Annotated in this window: 16 protein-coding genes; 10 read left to right on the top strand and 6 right to left on the bottom strand. The window is 35.8% G+C overall.

Features of this window, described 5'->3' with window-relative positions; genetic code table 11:
* The first annotated feature begins 99 nt into the window (after positions 1-99).
* The 6 genes from LKL37_RS06670 (at position 100) to LKL37_RS06645 (ending at position 6,469) form a co-directional block, all read left to right on the top strand.
* Positions 100-480: an HYC_CC_PP family protein gene (locus LKL37_RS06670; RefSeq protein WP_431609792.1), complete on the top strand. Its 381-nt coding sequence runs from the start codon at positions 100-102 to the stop codon at positions 478-480.
* Positions 481-600: 120 nt separating this feature from the next.
* Positions 601-1,074: a DUF3347 domain-containing protein gene (locus LKL37_RS06665; protein ID WP_431609791.1), complete on the top strand. Its 474-nt coding sequence runs from the start codon at positions 601-603 to the stop codon at positions 1,072-1,074.
* Positions 1,075-1,163: 89 nt separating this feature from the next.
* Positions 1,164-3,821, top strand: a complete 2,658-nt coding sequence (locus tag LKL37_RS06660) for a multicopper oxidase domain-containing protein (RefSeq protein WP_431609790.1) — start codon at positions 1,164-1,166, stop codon at positions 3,819-3,821.
* A gap of 56 nt (positions 3,822-3,877) precedes the next feature.
* Positions 3,878-4,441, top strand: a complete 564-nt coding sequence (locus tag LKL37_RS06655) for a hypothetical protein (protein ID WP_431609789.1) — start codon at positions 3,878-3,880, stop codon at positions 4,439-4,441.
* A gap of 329 nt (positions 4,442-4,770) precedes the next feature.
* Complete coding sequence (locus LKL37_RS06650) at positions 4,771-5,364, top strand: hypothetical protein (RefSeq protein WP_431609788.1); 594 nt, start codon at positions 4,771-4,773, stop codon at positions 5,362-5,364.
* Between the two features lie 364 nt (positions 5,365-5,728).
* Positions 5,729-6,469 carry a hypothetical protein gene (locus tag LKL37_RS06645; RefSeq protein WP_431609787.1) on the top strand — a complete coding sequence of 247 codons (741 nt, stop codon included), beginning with the start codon at positions 5,729-5,731 and terminating at the stop codon, positions 6,467-6,469.
* Between the two features lie 108 nt (positions 6,470-6,577).
* Here the strand turns inward: LKL37_RS06645 and LKL37_RS06640 are convergent, their stop codons facing one another.
* The 6 genes from LKL37_RS06640 to LKL37_RS06615 all read right to left on the bottom strand — a co-directional run bounded on the left by LKL37_RS06640 (position 6,578) and on the right by LKL37_RS06615 (position 13,772).
* Positions 6,578-8,611 carry a S9 family peptidase gene (locus LKL37_RS06640; protein ID WP_431609786.1) on the bottom strand — a complete coding sequence of 678 codons (2,034 nt, stop codon included), beginning with the start codon at positions 8,609-8,611 and terminating at the stop codon, positions 6,578-6,580.
* A 72-nt stretch (positions 8,612-8,683) separates the two neighbouring features.
* Positions 8,684-9,802: an FAD-dependent monooxygenase gene (locus LKL37_RS06635; protein WP_431609785.1), complete on the bottom strand. Its 1,119-nt coding sequence runs from the start codon at positions 9,800-9,802 to the stop codon at positions 8,684-8,686.
* Between the two features lie 100 nt (positions 9,803-9,902).
* Positions 9,903-10,403: a GNAT family N-acetyltransferase gene (locus LKL37_RS06630; protein WP_431609784.1), complete on the bottom strand. Its 501-nt coding sequence runs from the start codon at positions 10,401-10,403 to the stop codon at positions 9,903-9,905.
* 15 nt (positions 10,404-10,418) lie between these two features.
* The gene (locus LKL37_RS06625; RefSeq protein WP_431609783.1) at positions 10,419-11,018 is read right to left on the bottom strand and encodes a hypothetical protein; all 600 of its coding nucleotides are present in this window, start codon (positions 11,016-11,018) and stop codon (positions 10,419-10,421) included.
* Between the two features lie 778 nt (positions 11,019-11,796).
* The gene (locus LKL37_RS06620; protein ID WP_002979276.1) at positions 11,797-12,663 is read right to left on the bottom strand and encodes a sigma-70 family RNA polymerase sigma factor; all 867 of its coding nucleotides are present in this window, start codon (positions 12,661-12,663) and stop codon (positions 11,797-11,799) included.
* A gap of 317 nt (positions 12,664-12,980) precedes the next feature.
* Positions 12,981-13,772, bottom strand: a complete 792-nt coding sequence (locus LKL37_RS06615) for a S1/P1 nuclease (protein WP_431609782.1) — start codon at positions 13,770-13,772, stop codon at positions 12,981-12,983.
* 463 nt (positions 13,773-14,235) lie between these two features.
* Here LKL37_RS06615 and LKL37_RS06610 point away from each other — a divergent pair, with 463 nt between their 5' ends.
* From LKL37_RS06610 to LKL37_RS06595, 4 genes are all read left to right on the top strand, one after another.
* Complete coding sequence (locus LKL37_RS06610; RefSeq protein WP_431609781.1) at positions 14,236-15,153, top strand: type VI secretion system baseplate subunit TssG; 918 nt, start codon at positions 14,236-14,238, stop codon at positions 15,151-15,153.
* Between the two features lie 54 nt (positions 15,154-15,207).
* Positions 15,208-16,110, top strand: coding sequence for a TssN family type VI secretion system protein (locus LKL37_RS06605; RefSeq protein ID WP_431609780.1), 903 nt, complete (start codon positions 15,208-15,210; stop codon positions 16,108-16,110).
* A 25-nt stretch (positions 16,111-16,135) separates the two neighbouring features.
* On the top strand, positions 16,136-17,275 hold the full coding sequence (locus tag LKL37_RS06600) for a hypothetical protein (RefSeq protein ID WP_121487906.1): 1,140 nt from the start codon (positions 16,136-16,138) through the stop codon (positions 17,273-17,275).
* Between the two features lie 474 nt (positions 17,276-17,749).
* Positions 17,750-18,466 (top strand): outer membrane beta-barrel protein, encoded by a 717-nt coding sequence (locus LKL37_RS06595; RefSeq protein ID WP_431609779.1) that lies wholly within the window; start codon positions 17,750-17,752, stop codon positions 18,464-18,466.
* Positions 18,467-18,476 lie beyond the last annotated feature (10 nt).

Here is an 18,476-nt window from a genome sequence, read left to right as displayed (position 1 = left end):
CCGGAAAATCCGGAAGTTTTTTATTTTCCAGAATTTTATAACAACATTACCAAATTCTATAACAACGGTCTCAGAGATATTTTTAACTTTGCCTTACCAATGAAAAAGATTCTTGCCATATTGTTTTCTATTTTCTACTTCGGATTTTCTTCCGGAGCAGCTTTTAGCATTCATTATTGTATGAAAGAATTTGTTTCTGTAAGCCAGAAGGTGGATGACATCTGTGGAAAATGTGGTGTTAAAGACAAAAAAGGATGCTGCAAAACAGAAATCAAAATCGTAAAAGTAGACGATTCCCAAAAATCTGATCTTCTTAATGTTGATTTCTTAAGTGTAGTTACAGAAATTCCGGCAAAACATCAGTTTACTGTTATTGACAAATCGTTTTCTGCAACGAAATATACTCAAATTCAGATCAATGCGCCGCCTGAATACCAGCCGGTACCCATTTACATCAATCATTGTAATTTTAGAATTTAGAATCCGTCTGTCGTTTCCGGTGTAATAAAATTTTATACTGTTACAGGCGACGTGTTCTGACGCATTTACTTGTGCGTTATGCCTTATTCTTTATTAAAATTAATTCTAAAATTTAAAACAATGAAAAAATATATCATCACAGCAGCTTTATCTTTATTCTCAATCGTTTCATTATCAGCACAGTCTAAAAAGGATGCTCAGGTTTCTAAGCTGTATCAGAACTATATTGCTATCAAATCAGCTTTAGCTTCAGATGATGCTGACAAAACTTCAAAAGCCGCAACAGAATTCATTAAAACAGCATCTGTTATCGATTACAAAGTAGTTTCTGAAGGAAATCTTAATGTTCTCAGAAAAGATGCTTCTGCAATTTCTGAAGCAAGAAATGTTGCCGCACAGAGAGAAACATTTTTAAATCTTTCGGACAATATGATTGCTCTGACTAAGCAGTTTAAGCTTTCTGATAAACCAGTCTATGTACAGTATTGCCCAATGGCAGACGGAAGCTGGCTAAGCGATGAAAAACAGATCGTTAATCCATACTACGGAAAGTCTATGCTTTCTTGCGGAAGTGTAAAATCGGAAATTAAATAGTTACCGTAATGTTCTTTAATATAAATAGTTGCATAGCTTGATGTATAATTAACTTTAAGCTGTGCGACTTCTAAAAAGTTCGAAATATTATGAAAAAACTGATAATGTTTCTGATACTTTTGTTCTCTATATTTACTTTCGCTCAAACAACAAAAACATTTTATACCTGTCCGATGCACCCTGAAGTGGTGTCATCTAAACCCGGAGACTGCCCGAAATGCGGAATGACTCTGGAGAAGAAAGCTGTTGCCATAAAATCAAAAGCAGCAACTAAACAGGAAGCGAAATCTATAACAGAGGTAAAAGCAAAATCCTCAGAAACAAAAATAAATAAAACACATTCTCAAATTACCTATGCATGTCCGATGCATCCGGAAGTTATCTCAGACAAACCTGGAAAATGTCCTAAATGCGGGATGGAACTTGAGGAAAAAGAAAATCATTCTCTTACAGATCAACCGAAGGCACAAGGTTCTGTTTTAAAAAGAAACTCTGAAAACGGGAGAATTACTTTCGGAGGAAAAACGGTTCGCTACGACCTTTATGTAAAAGATACCATTGTAAATTTTACTGGAAAAAACAGAAGAGCAATTGCAATCAACGGGAAACTTCAGGCTCCGACTTTGTATTTTACGGAAGGAGATACAGCTGTGATTTACCTGCACAATATGCTTAAGGAAAATACTGGACTGCACTGGCATGGGGTGATTCTTCCAAACGAACAGGACGGAGTTCCATATCTTACCACAAAACCTGTGAAGCCGGGAGAAACTCATTTATACAAATTCACAGTTTCTCAAAACGGAACTTATTGGTATCATTCTCATGAAGCACTTCAGGAACAGATTGGAATGAATGGTATTCTGGTTTTCAAAAAAAGAGAAGGTGAACCGAAAGCAGAATATAACGCTGAAATTCCGGTATTATTGGGAGACTGGAGTGATGACGATCCCATGCAGATTGCAAGAAGACTTCATATGGCCAACACAGATTGGTATGCTGTAAAGAAAAATGCAGTACAGAGTTATTGGGAAGCTATTAAATCCGGAAACCTCGGGACAAAGGCTTTGAATGAATGGAAAAGGATGGAAGCTATGGATGTAAGTGATGTCTATTACGATAAATTTTTAATCAATGGTACTCCCAGTTCGGATTATTCTAATCTAAAAGCAGGTGACAAAGTAAGATTGCGAGTCGCTAATGGAGGCTCATCTACCTATTTCTGGCTGAATTATGGTGGAGGAAAGATAAAAGTAGTCGGAAATGACGGTAATGATGTGGTACCGGTAGAAGTTGACCGCCTGATTGTAGGCGTTTCCGAAACGTATGATATTGAGGTCACTATTCCTGAGAATAAAAGCTTTGAATTCAGAGCGACTTCTGAAGATAGAATAGGACATGCTTCGCTTTGGCTTGGTTCAGGTGAAAAGATAGAAGCTCCCAATCTTCCAAGGCTGATGCTTTTTGAGGGAATGAAAATGATGAATGGGATGATGGAGATGAGCGGAAATATGAAACCGATGAATATGACGATGGGAAATCAGATGATGGATATGAATGAAGTAATGTATCCGGAATTATCCGAAAGTCAGAGAAAAACTACAGCAAAGCACATCAACGAAATGATGGGAATAAAAACCAAAGAAGATAAAAAAGGTGATCATTCTCAACACTCAGAAATGGATATGAAGGAAGAAAAAACAATCAAGAGATTGTCTTACAATATTTTAAAGTCTCCTGAAAAAACAATTCTCCCTACTGACAGTATCCGTGAGATGAAATTTACATTGGAAGGAAATATGAACCATTATCTGTGGACGCTGGATAACAAAACTGTGACGGAAACAGATAAAATAATGATCAAAAAAGGAGAGGTTCTTAGAATTAAACTATATAATAATTCTATGATGCGCCACCCAATGCACCTTCATGGTCACGATTTCAGATTAATCAATTCAAAAGGAGAGTATTCTCCCCTGAAAAATGTAGTAGATATTATGCCGATGGAAACCGTGACAATAGAATTTGCAGCTAATCAGGATGGAGACTGGTTTTTCCACTGTCATATTCTATACCATATGATGGCAGGAATGGGAAGAATCTTCAGCTATGAAAATTCAAAACCCAATCCAGAGCTTCCGAACAGAAAGTTGGCCTGGAAAAACTTTTTACAAGATAATAAAATGACCAGTTCTATGGCGATGCTGGATGTTGCAAGCAATAAAATTCATGCAGAAACAATGACAATGTTTGGACCAAGATGGGCAAACCTGAATGAGTTTCATTCCAACTGGAATTTTGATCACCTTGAAGGAAGCGCAAAAGTAGGCCGTTTCTTAGGAAAATTTCAATGGGCACTTCCTTATGCAGGAATCAGAGTTCAGAAAAATCATGAGATCATGGAAAGACAGATGTCGGAAGATATGGGAATGGATTTTCATGGTAAAAAGACCTGGTTCGGACAGCAGAAAGCTTCAAAAAACAAATTTGCATTGATGGTCGGTATGCAGTATGTATTACCCATGTTGATTACAGCTGATGCAAGTGTAGATCAAAACGGAAAAGTGCTATTAGAACTGAGCCGTGAAGATATTCCGCTTTCCAGAAGACTGAGAGGGAACTTCAGTGTCAATTCAGACGGAGAGTTTTCTACAGGAGTAAGATACATCGTTCAAAAATGGTTATCTCTTTCCGGAAACTATGACAATGAAATGGGCTGGGGTGCAGGTGTTACATTGACTTATTAGTTTTTTGATTGGATCGGCATATTTTTTGACATTTCTAGCTGAAAATGCAAAAAATTATGATTAAAAAAATATTCAATCTGCCGGTTATTATAGCTGGCCTTTCAGTAGTATTATTCTTTTCTTGCAAAGAAAAAAAACAAAACGAAAATTTGGCTGGATCTAATGTTAAAAACCTGCCTGCTGCTTTCAAAACTAAAATCTATAAAAGCAGGTTTACAACTATTATGGATGTGATAGGAACTGAAACGCTTTCTTTAGATTTGAATGAAAAAAGGGATGGTGGAGAATTTAAAAGTTCTGTGATTTATCCTGAAGGAAGTACGTATGAGGGTAAGAAACTAGAGAATATAAATAATACGGGTTCTTTTACGGTGAAGAAATCTGAAAAATATGGAACTGTTTATATTTTAAATAATGGCAAGTCGCTTGAAAATGCTTTTCAGGTTTCGGATAAAAATTTAAACCAGCTATGGAATGAAAATGGGGATACGACAGGCTGTGTTTATTATTTTGTAAATGATGCAAATGTAAATGTACCTATTTCGGAAACCAGAGAAGCAACGCCTCTTTCTAAAGAGCAAAAAGCAGAGAACGAAGAGCTAAAGAAAAAATTTAAATAAAATTGTAGTTTTCCACAAAAGTCAGATACATTTTTAAAAAAATGGATGTCCCTTTCAGGAAACTATGACAATGAAATAGGCTGGGGTGCAGATATTACCTTAACTTATTAAATAGAATAAAAACGTCTCATTTTTTGAGGCGTTTTTTTTATTACAATAAAAATCAGTAAACTGTATTGCCTGTAATGTGTCGATTGTCAATAAAATATATGAACATATGTTGTTGATTTTTATAATTTTAACATGCTTGTATGTATTTTTTTTTTAATTTTACATACATATTAACACATTTAGAAAACATGAAAAAACAATTTTTAATTGCCTCTTTGATGCTCTCATCATTGGCGTTTTCCCAAGTTGGGATTAATACTCCAACACCAACCAATACTTTGGATGTTAATGGAACTACAAGAATAAGAACTGTTAATCAAGGTGTGGGTACCGGTGTGATATCTCCTCTTTATGTAGATAATACCGGTGTTGTAGTGAAATCCTCCACTTCAGCAACTTATGGCGGCGTAAGATCCAACTCTGTTACCGTTGCAAGCGGTGGCACTGGAACGCTCGCTGGCAGTGTTACTGATGGTGTTTATAGGGCTGTTGTTACTACTGGTAATGGTTGTGCATTCTCAGCTTCAGTAGAGTTTCTTATTAGTACTACTTCATTTAACAGTTACTATGGGCTTAATGGACAGGATGGGCTTATCATCGCCACTGCAAATAATCACCCAATTTTTACCCAGACGAGTTCCACTAGTGTTGCTGTAACCTGGAATAGTACCAGCGTTCCTGTTTGTGCTGATGGAAGTAATTCTGCAGCACTTAATTTCACATTGTCAATGCCTTCTGCAAATACGATTAATGTGACAAATAATGGAAATATAACAAAAGCTTATTCAATAACCCTTACAAGAATTAATTAACATTGCTGATGAAAATAACGACTACCTAATGCACAATCGGAGATCTCAGGGCTCCGGGATAGTATTCAAAAATGGTTGTCCCTTCCGGAAACTGTAGTAATGAAATGGGTTGGGATACAGGTATTACTTTAACCTATTAAATAGAATAAAAACGTCTCATTTGAGACGTTTTCTATTTTGTTATGGTTAATAAATCATGTCTGATATTATAAATTATTGTGAAATAATCATGTTGTAAACGTTTGATTAGTAATATTTTTTATTTGGTGTAATATGTATATCAATTGTGTGTAGCACTTATGTAATAGTTGCTTTTATTTTTGTTATTCTGATTTTTGCACCAGACTTTAAACACATAACAAAAATGAAAAAACAATTTTTAATTGGCTCTCTGCTGGTTTCATCACTGGCATTCTCTCAGGTTGGAATTAATACTGCTAATCCTCAAACTACTTTACATGTTGATGGAGGTAAAGACAACCCTGCCTCAGGAGCTCCTTCAGCAGCTCAACAGGCTAATGATTTTGCTGTAACTTCTACAGGAAGTGTGGGAATTGGTACCACAACTCCAACGAATACTTTGGATGTTAATGGAACCACAAGAATAAGAACTATTAATCAAGGTGCAGGTACAGCTGTAGTAGCTCCTCTGTATGTAGATAATACAGGAGTGGTTATTAAATCTTCTACCTCAGCAACTTATGGTGGTTTGAGATCAAATACTATTACCATTGCAAGTGGTGCTACAGGTGCTTTTCTAACAGGTTTAGCTGATGGAGCTTATAAGGCTAACGTTGTAACCTGGAATGCTTGTGGGCTTAACGCTTCAACAGAATTTTTTATTACTGTTAGTTCCATTAACAATTATTATGGCCTTAAGGGTACAGCGGGACTAGTGCCTCTTGCTTCTAATGCACCCACTTTTACGCAGACAGGTACCGCTAGTGTAGCTGTAACATGGACAGCTGTTACTCCTTGTGCTGACGGAGGTAATGGTACATCATTTAACTATACGTTAACAATGCCTAATGCGACAACTTTAAATGTAGTAAACAACTCCAATATAACAAGAGACTATAGAATAACTCTTACAAGAATTGATTGAGGAGTAGAAAATAAAAATTACTTTCTAAGTACGTAAAAGCGGAGCCTGATTTTCAGGCTCCGCTCTTTTATTGCTTATAATAATCTGGAAGGCTATTTATAAATACTTTTATTTAGAAGTTCCTGCAGCTTTTTCACTTTTTGCAGGAGTATACGTCACTTTTGAAATATCAACAGTCATTTCCTTCAGTCGTTTTGCTACATTGTCTGGCATATCTTTTTGGTATCTTCCTCCAATTACTTCAGAAAGGAATTTCTCTGTTTCGGCATACATTGCCATGCTGTTTACCGGCTTACGGAAACCATGACCTTCATCATCAGCCAGAATATAATTAACCTTTTTACCTTTATCACGAAGAGCAATTATAATCTGATCTGCCTCCGCCTGTTTTACCCTTGGGTCATTAGCGCCCTGAACAATCAATAATGGCTTGTTGATTTTATCTACACTAAATAATGGGCTTGCATCATGCATTCGTTTTTTACCTTCTTCCGTCTTTGGATCACCTACCATACCATAAAGGAAAGCACGTGCAGCTTCCCAGTAAGCAGGAACAGAATCGAGTAGAGTAAATAGGTTACTTGGTCCTACAATGTCTACCCCGGCAGCATATACATCCGGAGTGAAGGCTAAACCTGCCAGTGTTGCGTATCCGCCGTAACTTCCTCCCATAATCACCACTTTGTTTTTGTCTGCAATTCCTTGATCTATAAGGTATTTTACGCCCCATGTAATGTCATCCTGCATGAGTTTTCCCCATTGAAGATCACCACCATTCTGGAATTTTTTACCATATCCGCCACTAGCTCTGAAATTCGGTTGTAGCACAGCATATCCTCTGTTGGCTAAAAACTGTACTGTTGAATTGTACCCCCAATAATCCCTTGGACCTTTAGGGCCGCCGTGAACCAGAACTATAACAGGAACATTCTTTCCTGTTGATCCCACTGGTAAAGTCAGATATGCCGGAATTTCAAGCCCATCGCTGCTTTTATAGCTGATAGGAGTCATCCCGGCAAGATATTTTTCAACTTTTTTCAGTTCTGCTCTTGGAGTATACTGAAAGATTAGCTTTTGGGTTTTTGCATCAAAGAAATACGCTTCAGAAGCATATTTATCACCACCTACAGAAACCAGGAATTTAGAATAATCATTGGTTGAGCTTGCAAAACCAACTTCTCTTCCCGGGAATTTACTTTGCAGGAATTTATAATTAGCTTCCCATGTTTTGTCTTTCCAATAATATTCGGTCTTATCTCCAGTGTAAGAGGTATAGATCATCTTTCTGGTATTTCTGTCAAGAAACAGTCCTCCGAAATCTACTTTATCTTTAGGATCACTTTCTATTTTTGTAATCTGTTTGGTTTTTGGATCCATCAGGAATAAGGTAGACTTATCCAGATCTCCCTTATTCGTTACCAGGTAAAATTTGGAATTATCCTCGTTCCAGTTTGAGATATAAGCGCTTTCTGTTACTAATGTTTCGTAAATAGGAGTCAGTTTATCACCTTCCTTGTAAAAGAATTGAGTAGTTCCTTTATCATCAGTCTTGGAAAGAACTCTTAACTTTTCATCCCAGTCAAATTCATAACTTGTGATGCGGTCTTTATTCTCGTAGATCTTTTTCATTTCACCTGTAGAAATTTTCAGTGAATATAGATCATGCCATGCTTTGTCACGATTATTCAATCCAACCATCAATAGATCCGGATCTTTTCTGCTTACCATATAGATTTGAGCCGTTACCTCTTTAAGTGGGGTGATATTTCTGGATTCCGGAACTCCTTTTGCCACTTTTGCCATAGGATCTACTGCAAAAATATTCATATTTTCATCCCCATTATTGTCTTTTACATACAGGATATATTTTCCGTTTTCTGACCAGAAATAACCATTCAACGGACGTTTGCTGTCTGTTAAGGGACGTGCTTTTTCAAAAGGTTCATCAATTTGTTTCACCCAGATATTCATAATACCTCCATATTCTTTCATAAAGGATATCCATTTTCCATCCGGACTCAATTGTCCTCCGGCTATTTCCGGGTTTCCAAAGAATAATCCTCTGTCCAATACCGGGACTTCCTGAGCTCGGGCTGTATGAACTCCTATCAACAGGAGTAATACATAAAAGATTTTTTTCATGTTTTTAATTTTAGATGTGATTAATAAATCGAATATAATTTCTTTAAATTTTTATATTGCTTAAACAGGATATTACATTTCCAGTTCTATGATTCTTTTCGCCATTTTTTGATTCATACTTTCCGGAATTAAGCCCATCAGGAAGTTACGGAGAGAATTTCCCTTTTCCCATTGAGAAACCTTTCCAATAGTCCGGCTGGTACTGACAATATAATCTACTTTTTTTCTTCTGATGCTTTGAAACTTTTCAAAAATAGCATTGAAATCCTGATGGTTATCCAGTAATTTACCAATAATATATGCATCTTCAATCGCCTGGCAGGCACCTTGCCCCATGTTAGGAGTGGTAGCATGGGCAGCATCCCCGATCAGACAAAGATTTTCAGAATACCATTGAGGAATAGGGGTAAGGTCGGAAATGGTATTGCAGATGATATTTTCTGTGGATGTAGCTTCAATAATTTTTAAAACCAAAGAATCGAAGTCATCAAAAATATCAGCAATTTGCAGATGTCTCCCGAAACTTTTTTCATTGACACAGGCATACCAATAGACTTTTTTATCGGAAATTTTTACAAATCCGAAACGTTTTCCTTTTCCCCACATCTCAAAAGCTTCCTGATGATGTTTTTCCGGCAGATCAAAATCTACGAGACCACGCCAGCATTTTTGTCCGGAGTTTCGTATTGTTCCGGTTTTTAAAATCTGATTTCGCACAGGAGATTTAATACCATCTGCTCCAAAAACAATTTGGCTTTCAATCTGTTTTCCATTTTCGAAATCTAAAATATAGTTTTCCTCTTTTCGTATTTTTTGTAATGAATGGTTAAGTATTATAGAATCAGTATTTAAATTTTCAGCCAGGATTTTCTGAAGCTCAGCCCGATGAATGGCAACATTACAGGAATTGTACCGAGTTTCCAGTTCCAGGATTTCTGTTTTGGAGATAGGCTGTAGAGATTCATTGGCGATAACAATCCTGTGGATTGTATTGCCGGTATTTTCAATCTTTTCTTTTAAACCCAATCGGTCAAAAACCTGCATTGCGTTTACGGCCATCATGATTCCGGCTCCTACAGGTTTTATTTCGGGAGCAGATTCGTAGATCGTGAAATCATGCTGATGCTGTTTCAGTACATTTCCGAGGGTAAGTCCTCCGATTCCGGCTCCGATGATTGAAATGGTGTTCATAAGTATTAATTTTGAAAAACAAGAAAGATTCTTCTTGCTATGCAGTTTTTTAGACAAATAGAATTTATATTCAATAAAACTTGACTCTGCTTATTTTAAGTTATAACGGCAAAATATAGCTCTCTGATACTTTTTTGAAACCATATTTGCTGAAAAAGTTATGAGCACCATGATTGTTGACTCCACTTTCTAACAGAATAAAGCTGATATTCCAGTTTTTAGATTCATGAATGGCTTTTTCCAAAAGTGTACTTCCCAGGGATTGGCCTCTCACAGACTGATCCAGAAGCATGTCTTCCAAAATTGCATATTTTTTAAATGGACTGTTGATCACATTGAAAACCATCATTCCGACAATTTCTCCGTTCTCATTTTCTGCAATCAGAATATTCAGTTTGGAATTACCGTCAGAATTAAAATCGGAAATTAATTGTTCTGTAAGAATCACTTCAAGATCGGGATTCCAGTGATGAGAATCTATAGCCCTTCCAGACATCATTTCGCCATGAGAAATATAAGAATCTGTTTTATGGGTAATAAAAAAGTCTACAAGCTCTTTCACGCGGCTTTTATCTGTCAGCCATTGGGTAGTATATTTCATGAGGTGTAATGGTATTTATTTTAATTTTTTCAATTCTTCCAGCAATTTATTTTGCTTGTTGATAAATTGATTAAGACTGTCTGCTTTCAAAGGATGAGCATTTTGGTATTTTTCAATTTCAGGAAGAGTCTTTCTGATTTTGAATGCAACGTAATGGTCAAGGATAGCAGCATTATTTTTTCTGATTTTATCAATTAAATCTTTAATGGTCTTTGTTTTTAGTTTATACCGATCAGAGCTGGTTTTAATTTCTTGCTCAATTTGCTTTTTAGTGATAGAATCAGTTACTGAATTTGACAGGGTCACAGCATCATTATAATACGTTTCTGACTTGCCGATTACATTATCATATTCGGCAATCGTCTCTTCGGTTTCTTTATTAATAGTCTCTATTTTTTGGTCGAGTTCCTGTAAAGGCTTATTATTTTTTAAAAGTTCATCATAAATTTCATGGACAAGATTTCCATAAGATCGGGTATTTTTCTTAATAGAACTGGAAACTGAAGATTCAGCCTTATCAACTGCATTTTCTACAGCAGGAGCTTGCTGCGATTTATTTTCTCTGCAGGAAAGTAAAGATAATGCCAGAGTGGAGGCGAAAAGTATTTTTTTCATACATGTCTTGTTTTGGTTGAAAATCAGTGCTATACCCAAACCAACTAAAGTTAATCATTTCAATTCTAATACAAATGACGGGTAGATATGATTTTAATTAGTTGCATAAACTTTGAAAAATGTTACAGAGGCTTATAGAATAGAGTAAATGTAGCCTGGAATCTTTGTATTTCCTTTTTATATTTCACATCGGAGATATTTATTTATGCTTTTTCAGATTAATTTATTGTTGATTATCAATGATTTTACATTGTGTCATATGTGTGTAATAGTGTTTTTTTGATCCAACATCGATATTTTTTGCACTTTTGTGGTCTTCTATATAGAATGTGAAAAAAGATAAGACAAATGCACTTTTGAAATGAAAAAAAGATTTATTCTTATATGCTCTTTGATTTCATCATTGGCATATTCCCAAGTTGGTTCAATACGGTAATCTTATATGTTGACGGAGCTAAAGATAATCCTACAACAGGGCTGTGTGGCTCAATAAATTGTTACAAGAATTGATTATAACCAGCTTGTTTTTCTGAAATCGGATATCGTCTCCGAATAAATTGACGATAATTACATGGTACATAATTATCCGGAGAAGTGTGTTTTTCTCCGGGTTTTTTATGTAACTGATCTCAAAGGAAATAGATTGATGTATTTGAACGAAATGAAAAATGTTACATCAATTATACAATCGCGCATAAATAAGTCGATTCATTGATGAATTACAATAAAAAACGGAGCCTGAAAACAGACTCCGCCTATAAAGTTTTTTACGCTAAAATTATTTACCCAGGTAAGATTTAAGGATCTTGCTTCTGGTATTGTGTTTTAGTCTCTTAATTGCTTTTTCTTTGATCTGACGAACTCTCTCTCTTGTAAGATCGAAAGTTTCACCAATTTCCTCTAAAGTCATTGGGTGTTTTCCGTTCAGTCCGAAGTATAATCTTACCAGGTCAGCCTCTCTCGGAGTCAAAGTATTCAACGCTCTTTCAATCTCAATTTGTAGAGATTCCAGCATCAGATCTTTATCAGGACTTGGAGATTCTCCTGAACGTAATACATCATAAAGATTAGAATCTTCACCTTCTACTAAAGGTGCATCCATAGACAGGTGTCTTCCGGAGTTTTTCATAGATTCTTTAATATCTTCCTCGCTCATGTCAAGAACTTCAGCCAATTCTTCCGGAGAAGGTGGTCTTTCATTTTCTTGTTCAAGGTGAGCGTATGCTTTATTGATTTTGTTGATAGAACCAATTTTGTTCAACGGTAGTCTTACAATTCTTGACTGTTCAGCCAATGCCTGTAAGATTGATTGACGGATCCACCATACTGCATAAGAGATAAATTTGAAACCTCTAGTTTCATCGTACCTTTTTGCCGCTTTCATTAATCCTAAGTTACCTTCATTGATCAAATCGGGTAAAGAAAGACCTTGATTTTGGTATTGCTTGGATACAGAAACTACGAAACGAAGGTTGGCTTTGATTAATTTCTCAAGTGCGGCTCTGTCGCCTGCACGTATTCTTTGTGCCAATTCTACTTCTTCGTCCGCAGTGATCAGTTCCACTTTACCAATTTCCTGCAAATACTTGTCTAATGAAGCAGTTTCCCTGTTGGTAACCTGCTTAGTGATTTTTAATTGTCTCATTTATTTTTCCTCAAAAAAGAGTTACTATAATATATACGTATGAAAAGGTAAAAAGGTTACACATGGTTCAATATTTTTTGTATTAATATATCATATAAAATGTATTAATTTATTTAATTTGCTGATATTGAGTAATATAAATTTATATTCGCTTAAAAAATGAAATATAAATTAATAATCAAAAGACCAGAATTCATTTGAAACCCCTGTAACTTCCTTAGACCTTAAACCAAAAAAAACGAAACCTAAGTCCCGTTTTATATCTAAAAGTATTATTTTGGGCTATGCTGGGTACCCCGCAAACCCGAAACCTTTATTTAGAAAAGCTCGTTTAAAACCTTTGCCAGTCTTAATCCTCCGTACAATAGTTGTCTTTCTACTGTATCGTTGAATTTATATTGGTAATCGTAAGATAATTTAGAATCGTTAGGAGTCTGTGCATAGATCTTATTAGCGATTTTATGAGAATCGTACAACCAGTCTTCCAGTGTTCCGGATTGAATCTGTGCTACTTCTTCTTTAGATTTGATATCTAAAAGCTTAGAATATTCTGTGTAGCTGTATTTTTGAGAATCCACTAATTTTCCGTCCCAAACTGAGTGAAGATTAGTTTTCTCCCCAAAATAGGTAACATTAATTTTGTTTCCACCCAAATCTTCTGCTCTTCCTACATGAAGTGGCTGTGCAAGGTCTCCCATGATGTGAATAAGGAAGATCAAAGCAATTTTTCTGTCTTTTTCAGACGTGTTCTTATCCTTAATCTGGCTAGACAGGGTATTTATCTGAGTATAAAGGCTTGGTCCCGCCTGTGCTTTTAAGTTTTGGTCAAAAGCTTTAAAATCCGTCATAGGATCAATGTTTACATAATGCCATGATGAAGCCTGCTTCCAGGTACCAGTGGTATCAGATTTGATGAAATCCGGCCAGTTTGCCCAATAAGCCAGACGCTCTCTTCCCATAATTTTTTTAATCTCTCTTCTTGCTTTTCGGGAAAGATGGTTCTGTGCAATATCTGCAATAACCCTGTGTCCCGTTAATCCCCACGCATAAGAATAAAGTGAAGAGGCCATGAATGCTAAAATCAGAATTTTAGAATAAATACTTTTCATTTTAAATAACAATTTTCAGTCTGCAAAGATACGGTCCGCTTTCGGAATGAGCATGCATTATCCTGAATTTATTCCATAAGATGATGTTAATAAAATTTAATCTAAATAAAACAGACCTTATTACCAGGTTTGAAAACTTAATATTTTCAGATAAAACAACCGGAAGAGTATGAAGATCAAAGTAAAACACTTAATCATATCCATCAACTTTAAACTTTGAATCTTAAACATTAAATTATAAACAATTGATTTTGAATAGTTAATTTTAAATTTTAAAAAACAAATAAATAGGGTATTTACCGTATTTTCACGGAATTTGTAGTAAATTATTCCTATTAATGTCAATAAATTATTATTTTTAGGAGAAAATTATTGTCAAAATATTTTTTCAAACTTATGAGATATATTATCTTTACAAGTCATAATCAGAGGAAACACTATGTATGAGAATAATATTGTAGATATGCATTACAATAAGCTGCAGACAGACTTTAAGGCTGAAGCTGTGGCTGTTAACCTTTTGAAATACCATCGTGCGGTAAGCAATATCTTCATAGAACGTGTGGGAGTGAACGACCGTGCTTATCTTAAGGATATTAAAAGTATTTCGAGCAGTTATTTAGGGTTTGATGAGGAAGTATTTACCATAGAGAGTTACAGAGAAGGTATCTATGATTACCTTCCGGAAGGACTGTTCCATCCGCCGTCTCTTGGGGCTTCCAGAAAGAATGTAGATACTGTGGTAAGAGAAATCCGGAAACAGAAAAGGGTAGAAGATGATGCCCGAAAATTTTTCCGTCCTTTTGAACTGGAGGTATTTTTTACGGAGATCAGTGCTTTGCTTAAGGAATCAGAATTTGATATTACGAGCAATACGGATTCTTTACTGGAAACGGTAAGTGAGCTTTGGCCTCTGATAAAGATGCTGGATAGGCAGAGTGCTTATATCTTCATGCATATTTTACCTTTTTTCCATCAGATCAGAGGAGACAAAAGATGGTTTGAGAGATGTATGACAGCTTTTCTGCAGGTGCCGGTAAAAGTTACTTTTTCACCCAATATTATCGATGAAATGGAGAAGAACGATGATTCCATGTTATTGGGAAATTCAAGATTAGGGGTAACTTACATTCCAAGTGGTCCGCATATGGACGGGCAGCGAAACTGGGTTGTAAATATTGGCCCGATTCCTTATGGAGACATGAAAAAATATATTCCGGGCAGCCCGTTCAGAAATGTACTTCAAGCTCTGTATGATTACTTTCTTCCGGTAACAGTGGATGTGGAAGAGAATTTTGTTACAGAGAAGGAGGAATATTCATTCAGTCTGGAGGATGATGAAAGAAATGCCAGCCGCCTAGGATACTCTACATTCCTCTAAATTATTTTATTATATTTACAATTACCAACAAAGTATAAATTCGAAAAGAAACAAATGGAAATTTCTTCAGTAAAAGGTATTTTTTTAAGGTATATCTTAATGCCTTTAATCGCAATTATTATGATGGTTATACTGGGTATAATCAGGAGAAATAAACCTGCGATCAAGATTAAAGTGATTATTATATACGTGCTTCTGTGCAGTCTGTGCCTCGCTATTCCAGGCGTATTTGGGTTTGCCGGAAATCTTTTTAATCCGTACTGGTATCTTATCGCGCAGGTTATTTACCTTATTTTTGGGATTATTCATGTGAATTTATTACACAAATATTTCAAAAAACACATCGAATCCCTTTCCATGAGTATTCTGTTTGAATCAATACTTTCTTTGACATGTATTGCTTTGGGAGGATATCTTTTCACTTTGCTTTTTAACTGGATGAGTAAAGGAACAGGATATGCTGTAATGGCGGCTACAAGTATGCTTATTTTTGTGGTTCCGATGGTATTTTATTACTGCTATATTCAGTTTATCAGTATCCCTTTTGATATTTATAAAACATGGAGATATTCACCGGAGCAGAAACTGCCTGATTTTGAAGGAGCAGATTTTGACAGATTAATGGTACTGAATGTTGAATTAAGTAAAAAATTAGAAGACACCAACCGTTTCAGAATTAAAGCAAAAACACTTCCGACAGGAGTTACTTTCGGAGACTGGTTCTATAGAGTGGTGGATGATTACAACCACAAGAATCCCGGTTCTATTATCCATCTTTCAGACGAAGGAAATGAGCCTTACTACTGGATTTTCTACACTAAAAAATCGTTTTTCAGTTTCAGAAAATATATAGATTTCGACCACGACATTTCGACAAACAGCATTTCTGAAAATGAAGTGGTGATTTGTAAAAGAGTTATTCAGCATGAAGAGGAGGGAGTCGCAAAAAAACAATAACACAAAAATCTAAAAAGTATTAAACATGATACAGCCTATTAAACATTTTGCAATCAATTGGGTGGATGGGATGAAAGTTTCCCAGAGACACCTTAATGATCAGGATAATTTCTTAATTGATACCATCAGAGATTCCAATTCCCTTGGAATTACTACATATAACTACGGACTTTTACCCATTTCCAATGAATTTACAGACCGTACTATTTTTGATGTTCATAACACAGCAACCAATGACGTACAGCTTGTAATCAAACGTTGCAGTGCAGTTACAATGGCAGGTTACCGTATTGAGCTTACAGACAGAAGAATCAGTGTGAAGTCTTTGGCGAAATCTATGAACGAAGAACAGGCAGATGGTGAATATTATATCCTGATCTCTGTAAATCCTTTTGATAAAGTGCCTTTTGGAGATATTGATCCTGAGGAAATTCCGCCACGCCATCCAAGTGCACAGCCGAATCACCATATTGAACTGCTTCCTGTAACCTCTTTGAACAGCAGTTATTCGGGAGGGAATTATCTTATCATCGGGAAAGTAGATTTAAAAGGAAATATTGCTCAGGTAGATTCCAATTTTATTCCGCCTTGTACTTCTGTACAGAGTCATCCGGCTTTGGTAGAGTATTACAGCAGCTATGCGAAATCTATAGGAAATCTTCAGCAGTATGCTTTTAAAATTATTCAGAAAGCTTCCCATAAAAATCAGAATACTGCTTTGGCACAAAACGTTAAGTTTTTGTGTACTACCATGGTGAATACTTTTGGAGATATGTATTTCCAGTTTAGAAATATTACTCCCTGGCAGCCACCTGTATTTTTGATTGAGTCTTTTGCAAGGCTGGCACTTCATTTATACAATTCAACTCAGCTTCTGGTTCCTGCAGAATTGGAAGAAATGCTGAATTATAGTCTTGAATGGAGTGAAATTGCTCCTCATACTTTGCTAAATCAGCTTTCTATTGTAGCAGAAACTAATTATGATCATCATAACTGTGGTGAGCCTTTGCTGTACATCCAACAGATGCTGAGAAGCCTTGAAATCATTTTCTCAAAACTGAGCGAACTTGATTACATTGGGCAGAGAAAAGAAAATATCATTGTTAATGAGCAGGAAGTTTCTACCAATACAAATCCTAAGAGAGGCTGGAGTGTATTAGATTAATCCAAACTATTTTAAAATATAAATCCCGAATGAAAATTCGGGATTTTTTTTATGGGGTCTTGGCAAGAAAAACTGCTTTATAAAATTGTTCTGGTACCTGAATAAAAGGATTAGACCTCCATAGATTGCATTATTTGCATACATCACCTATTCTACATGTATTCTACATCATATTCTACATGGTGCTTCTTCACATCTTCAATTGGAGTGAAAATACTATCGTCACCGACTCTTAATAAATTGATAATTAGAATGTTGTTTAATAAAGTATCTATGTAGTAGGTTTTTTTTAATGATTTTATGGATTTCAACGATAATATTGTGGGAATCTGTTACCTATTTCAGGTTTTGTTTGATAAATGTTTAAATGTTTGTTTTTTCAAAGAACAATACATACAAAATCTCTGGAAGAAGAATGATGTTAAATCTTAAAATGATGATTGCTTACTAATGAAATAATTTTAAAAAAGATCTATGAAAAAAAAAATGTTTAAAACCATTTGCCTTTGGCTTTTGTTTACCGGAACGGCAATGATGGGGCAGAATCAATTAAAGGTAAGTCTTGATGCGGGGTATACCAACAGCGTATTACATTCCAATCTTTCGAATCTTATTGATTCAAGATACACAACGCGGTCTGGTTTCGGAGTTAACCTGTCCGGGGAGTATATGATCTGGAAATCACTTTTCGTTTCTACAGGAATTTCCTTCCAGCAAAAGAATTATAAGTTTGAGAGAACGGGGAACCGGGCGGGATGGTATACGAATTATACGAATGACTTCTTGACCTTTCCTCTAATGGTTGGGGGATATATTCTGAACAATCCGCATGAAACTACCGGAGTGTGGATCAAGGTTGCCGGAGGAATGTATACGGATTACTGGCTTCGTATGAAAAGAGAAGGGAGGTATCCGGTATTCAACGAATTGCAGGAAAATGGGACATTCAATTATACAGAAGTTTCGGATACCTATGATTTCAAAAAGAATGAAAACCAGCTCAACCGATGGGGATACGGACTGGCAGGACAGTTACAGGTAGGGTATTCTTTCAAAAAGTTTGATGTATATGGTTCCTACAATTATCAGTATGGCCTTTCGGATATCAATATGGCAAATGATGATAAAGACCGTAAGTCTACGATCAGGTCTTATATGATTTCTTTAGGGGCTTCTTATAAGTTTAAATAAAAATTTTATC

Origin of the sequence: Chryseobacterium sp. 'Rf worker isolate 10', assembly GCF_050753305.1 — a bacterium.
GTDB lineage: Bacteria > Bacteroidota > Bacteroidia > Flavobacteriales > Weeksellaceae > Chryseobacterium.
This window is presented reverse-complemented; position numbering and strand designations above follow the sequence as displayed.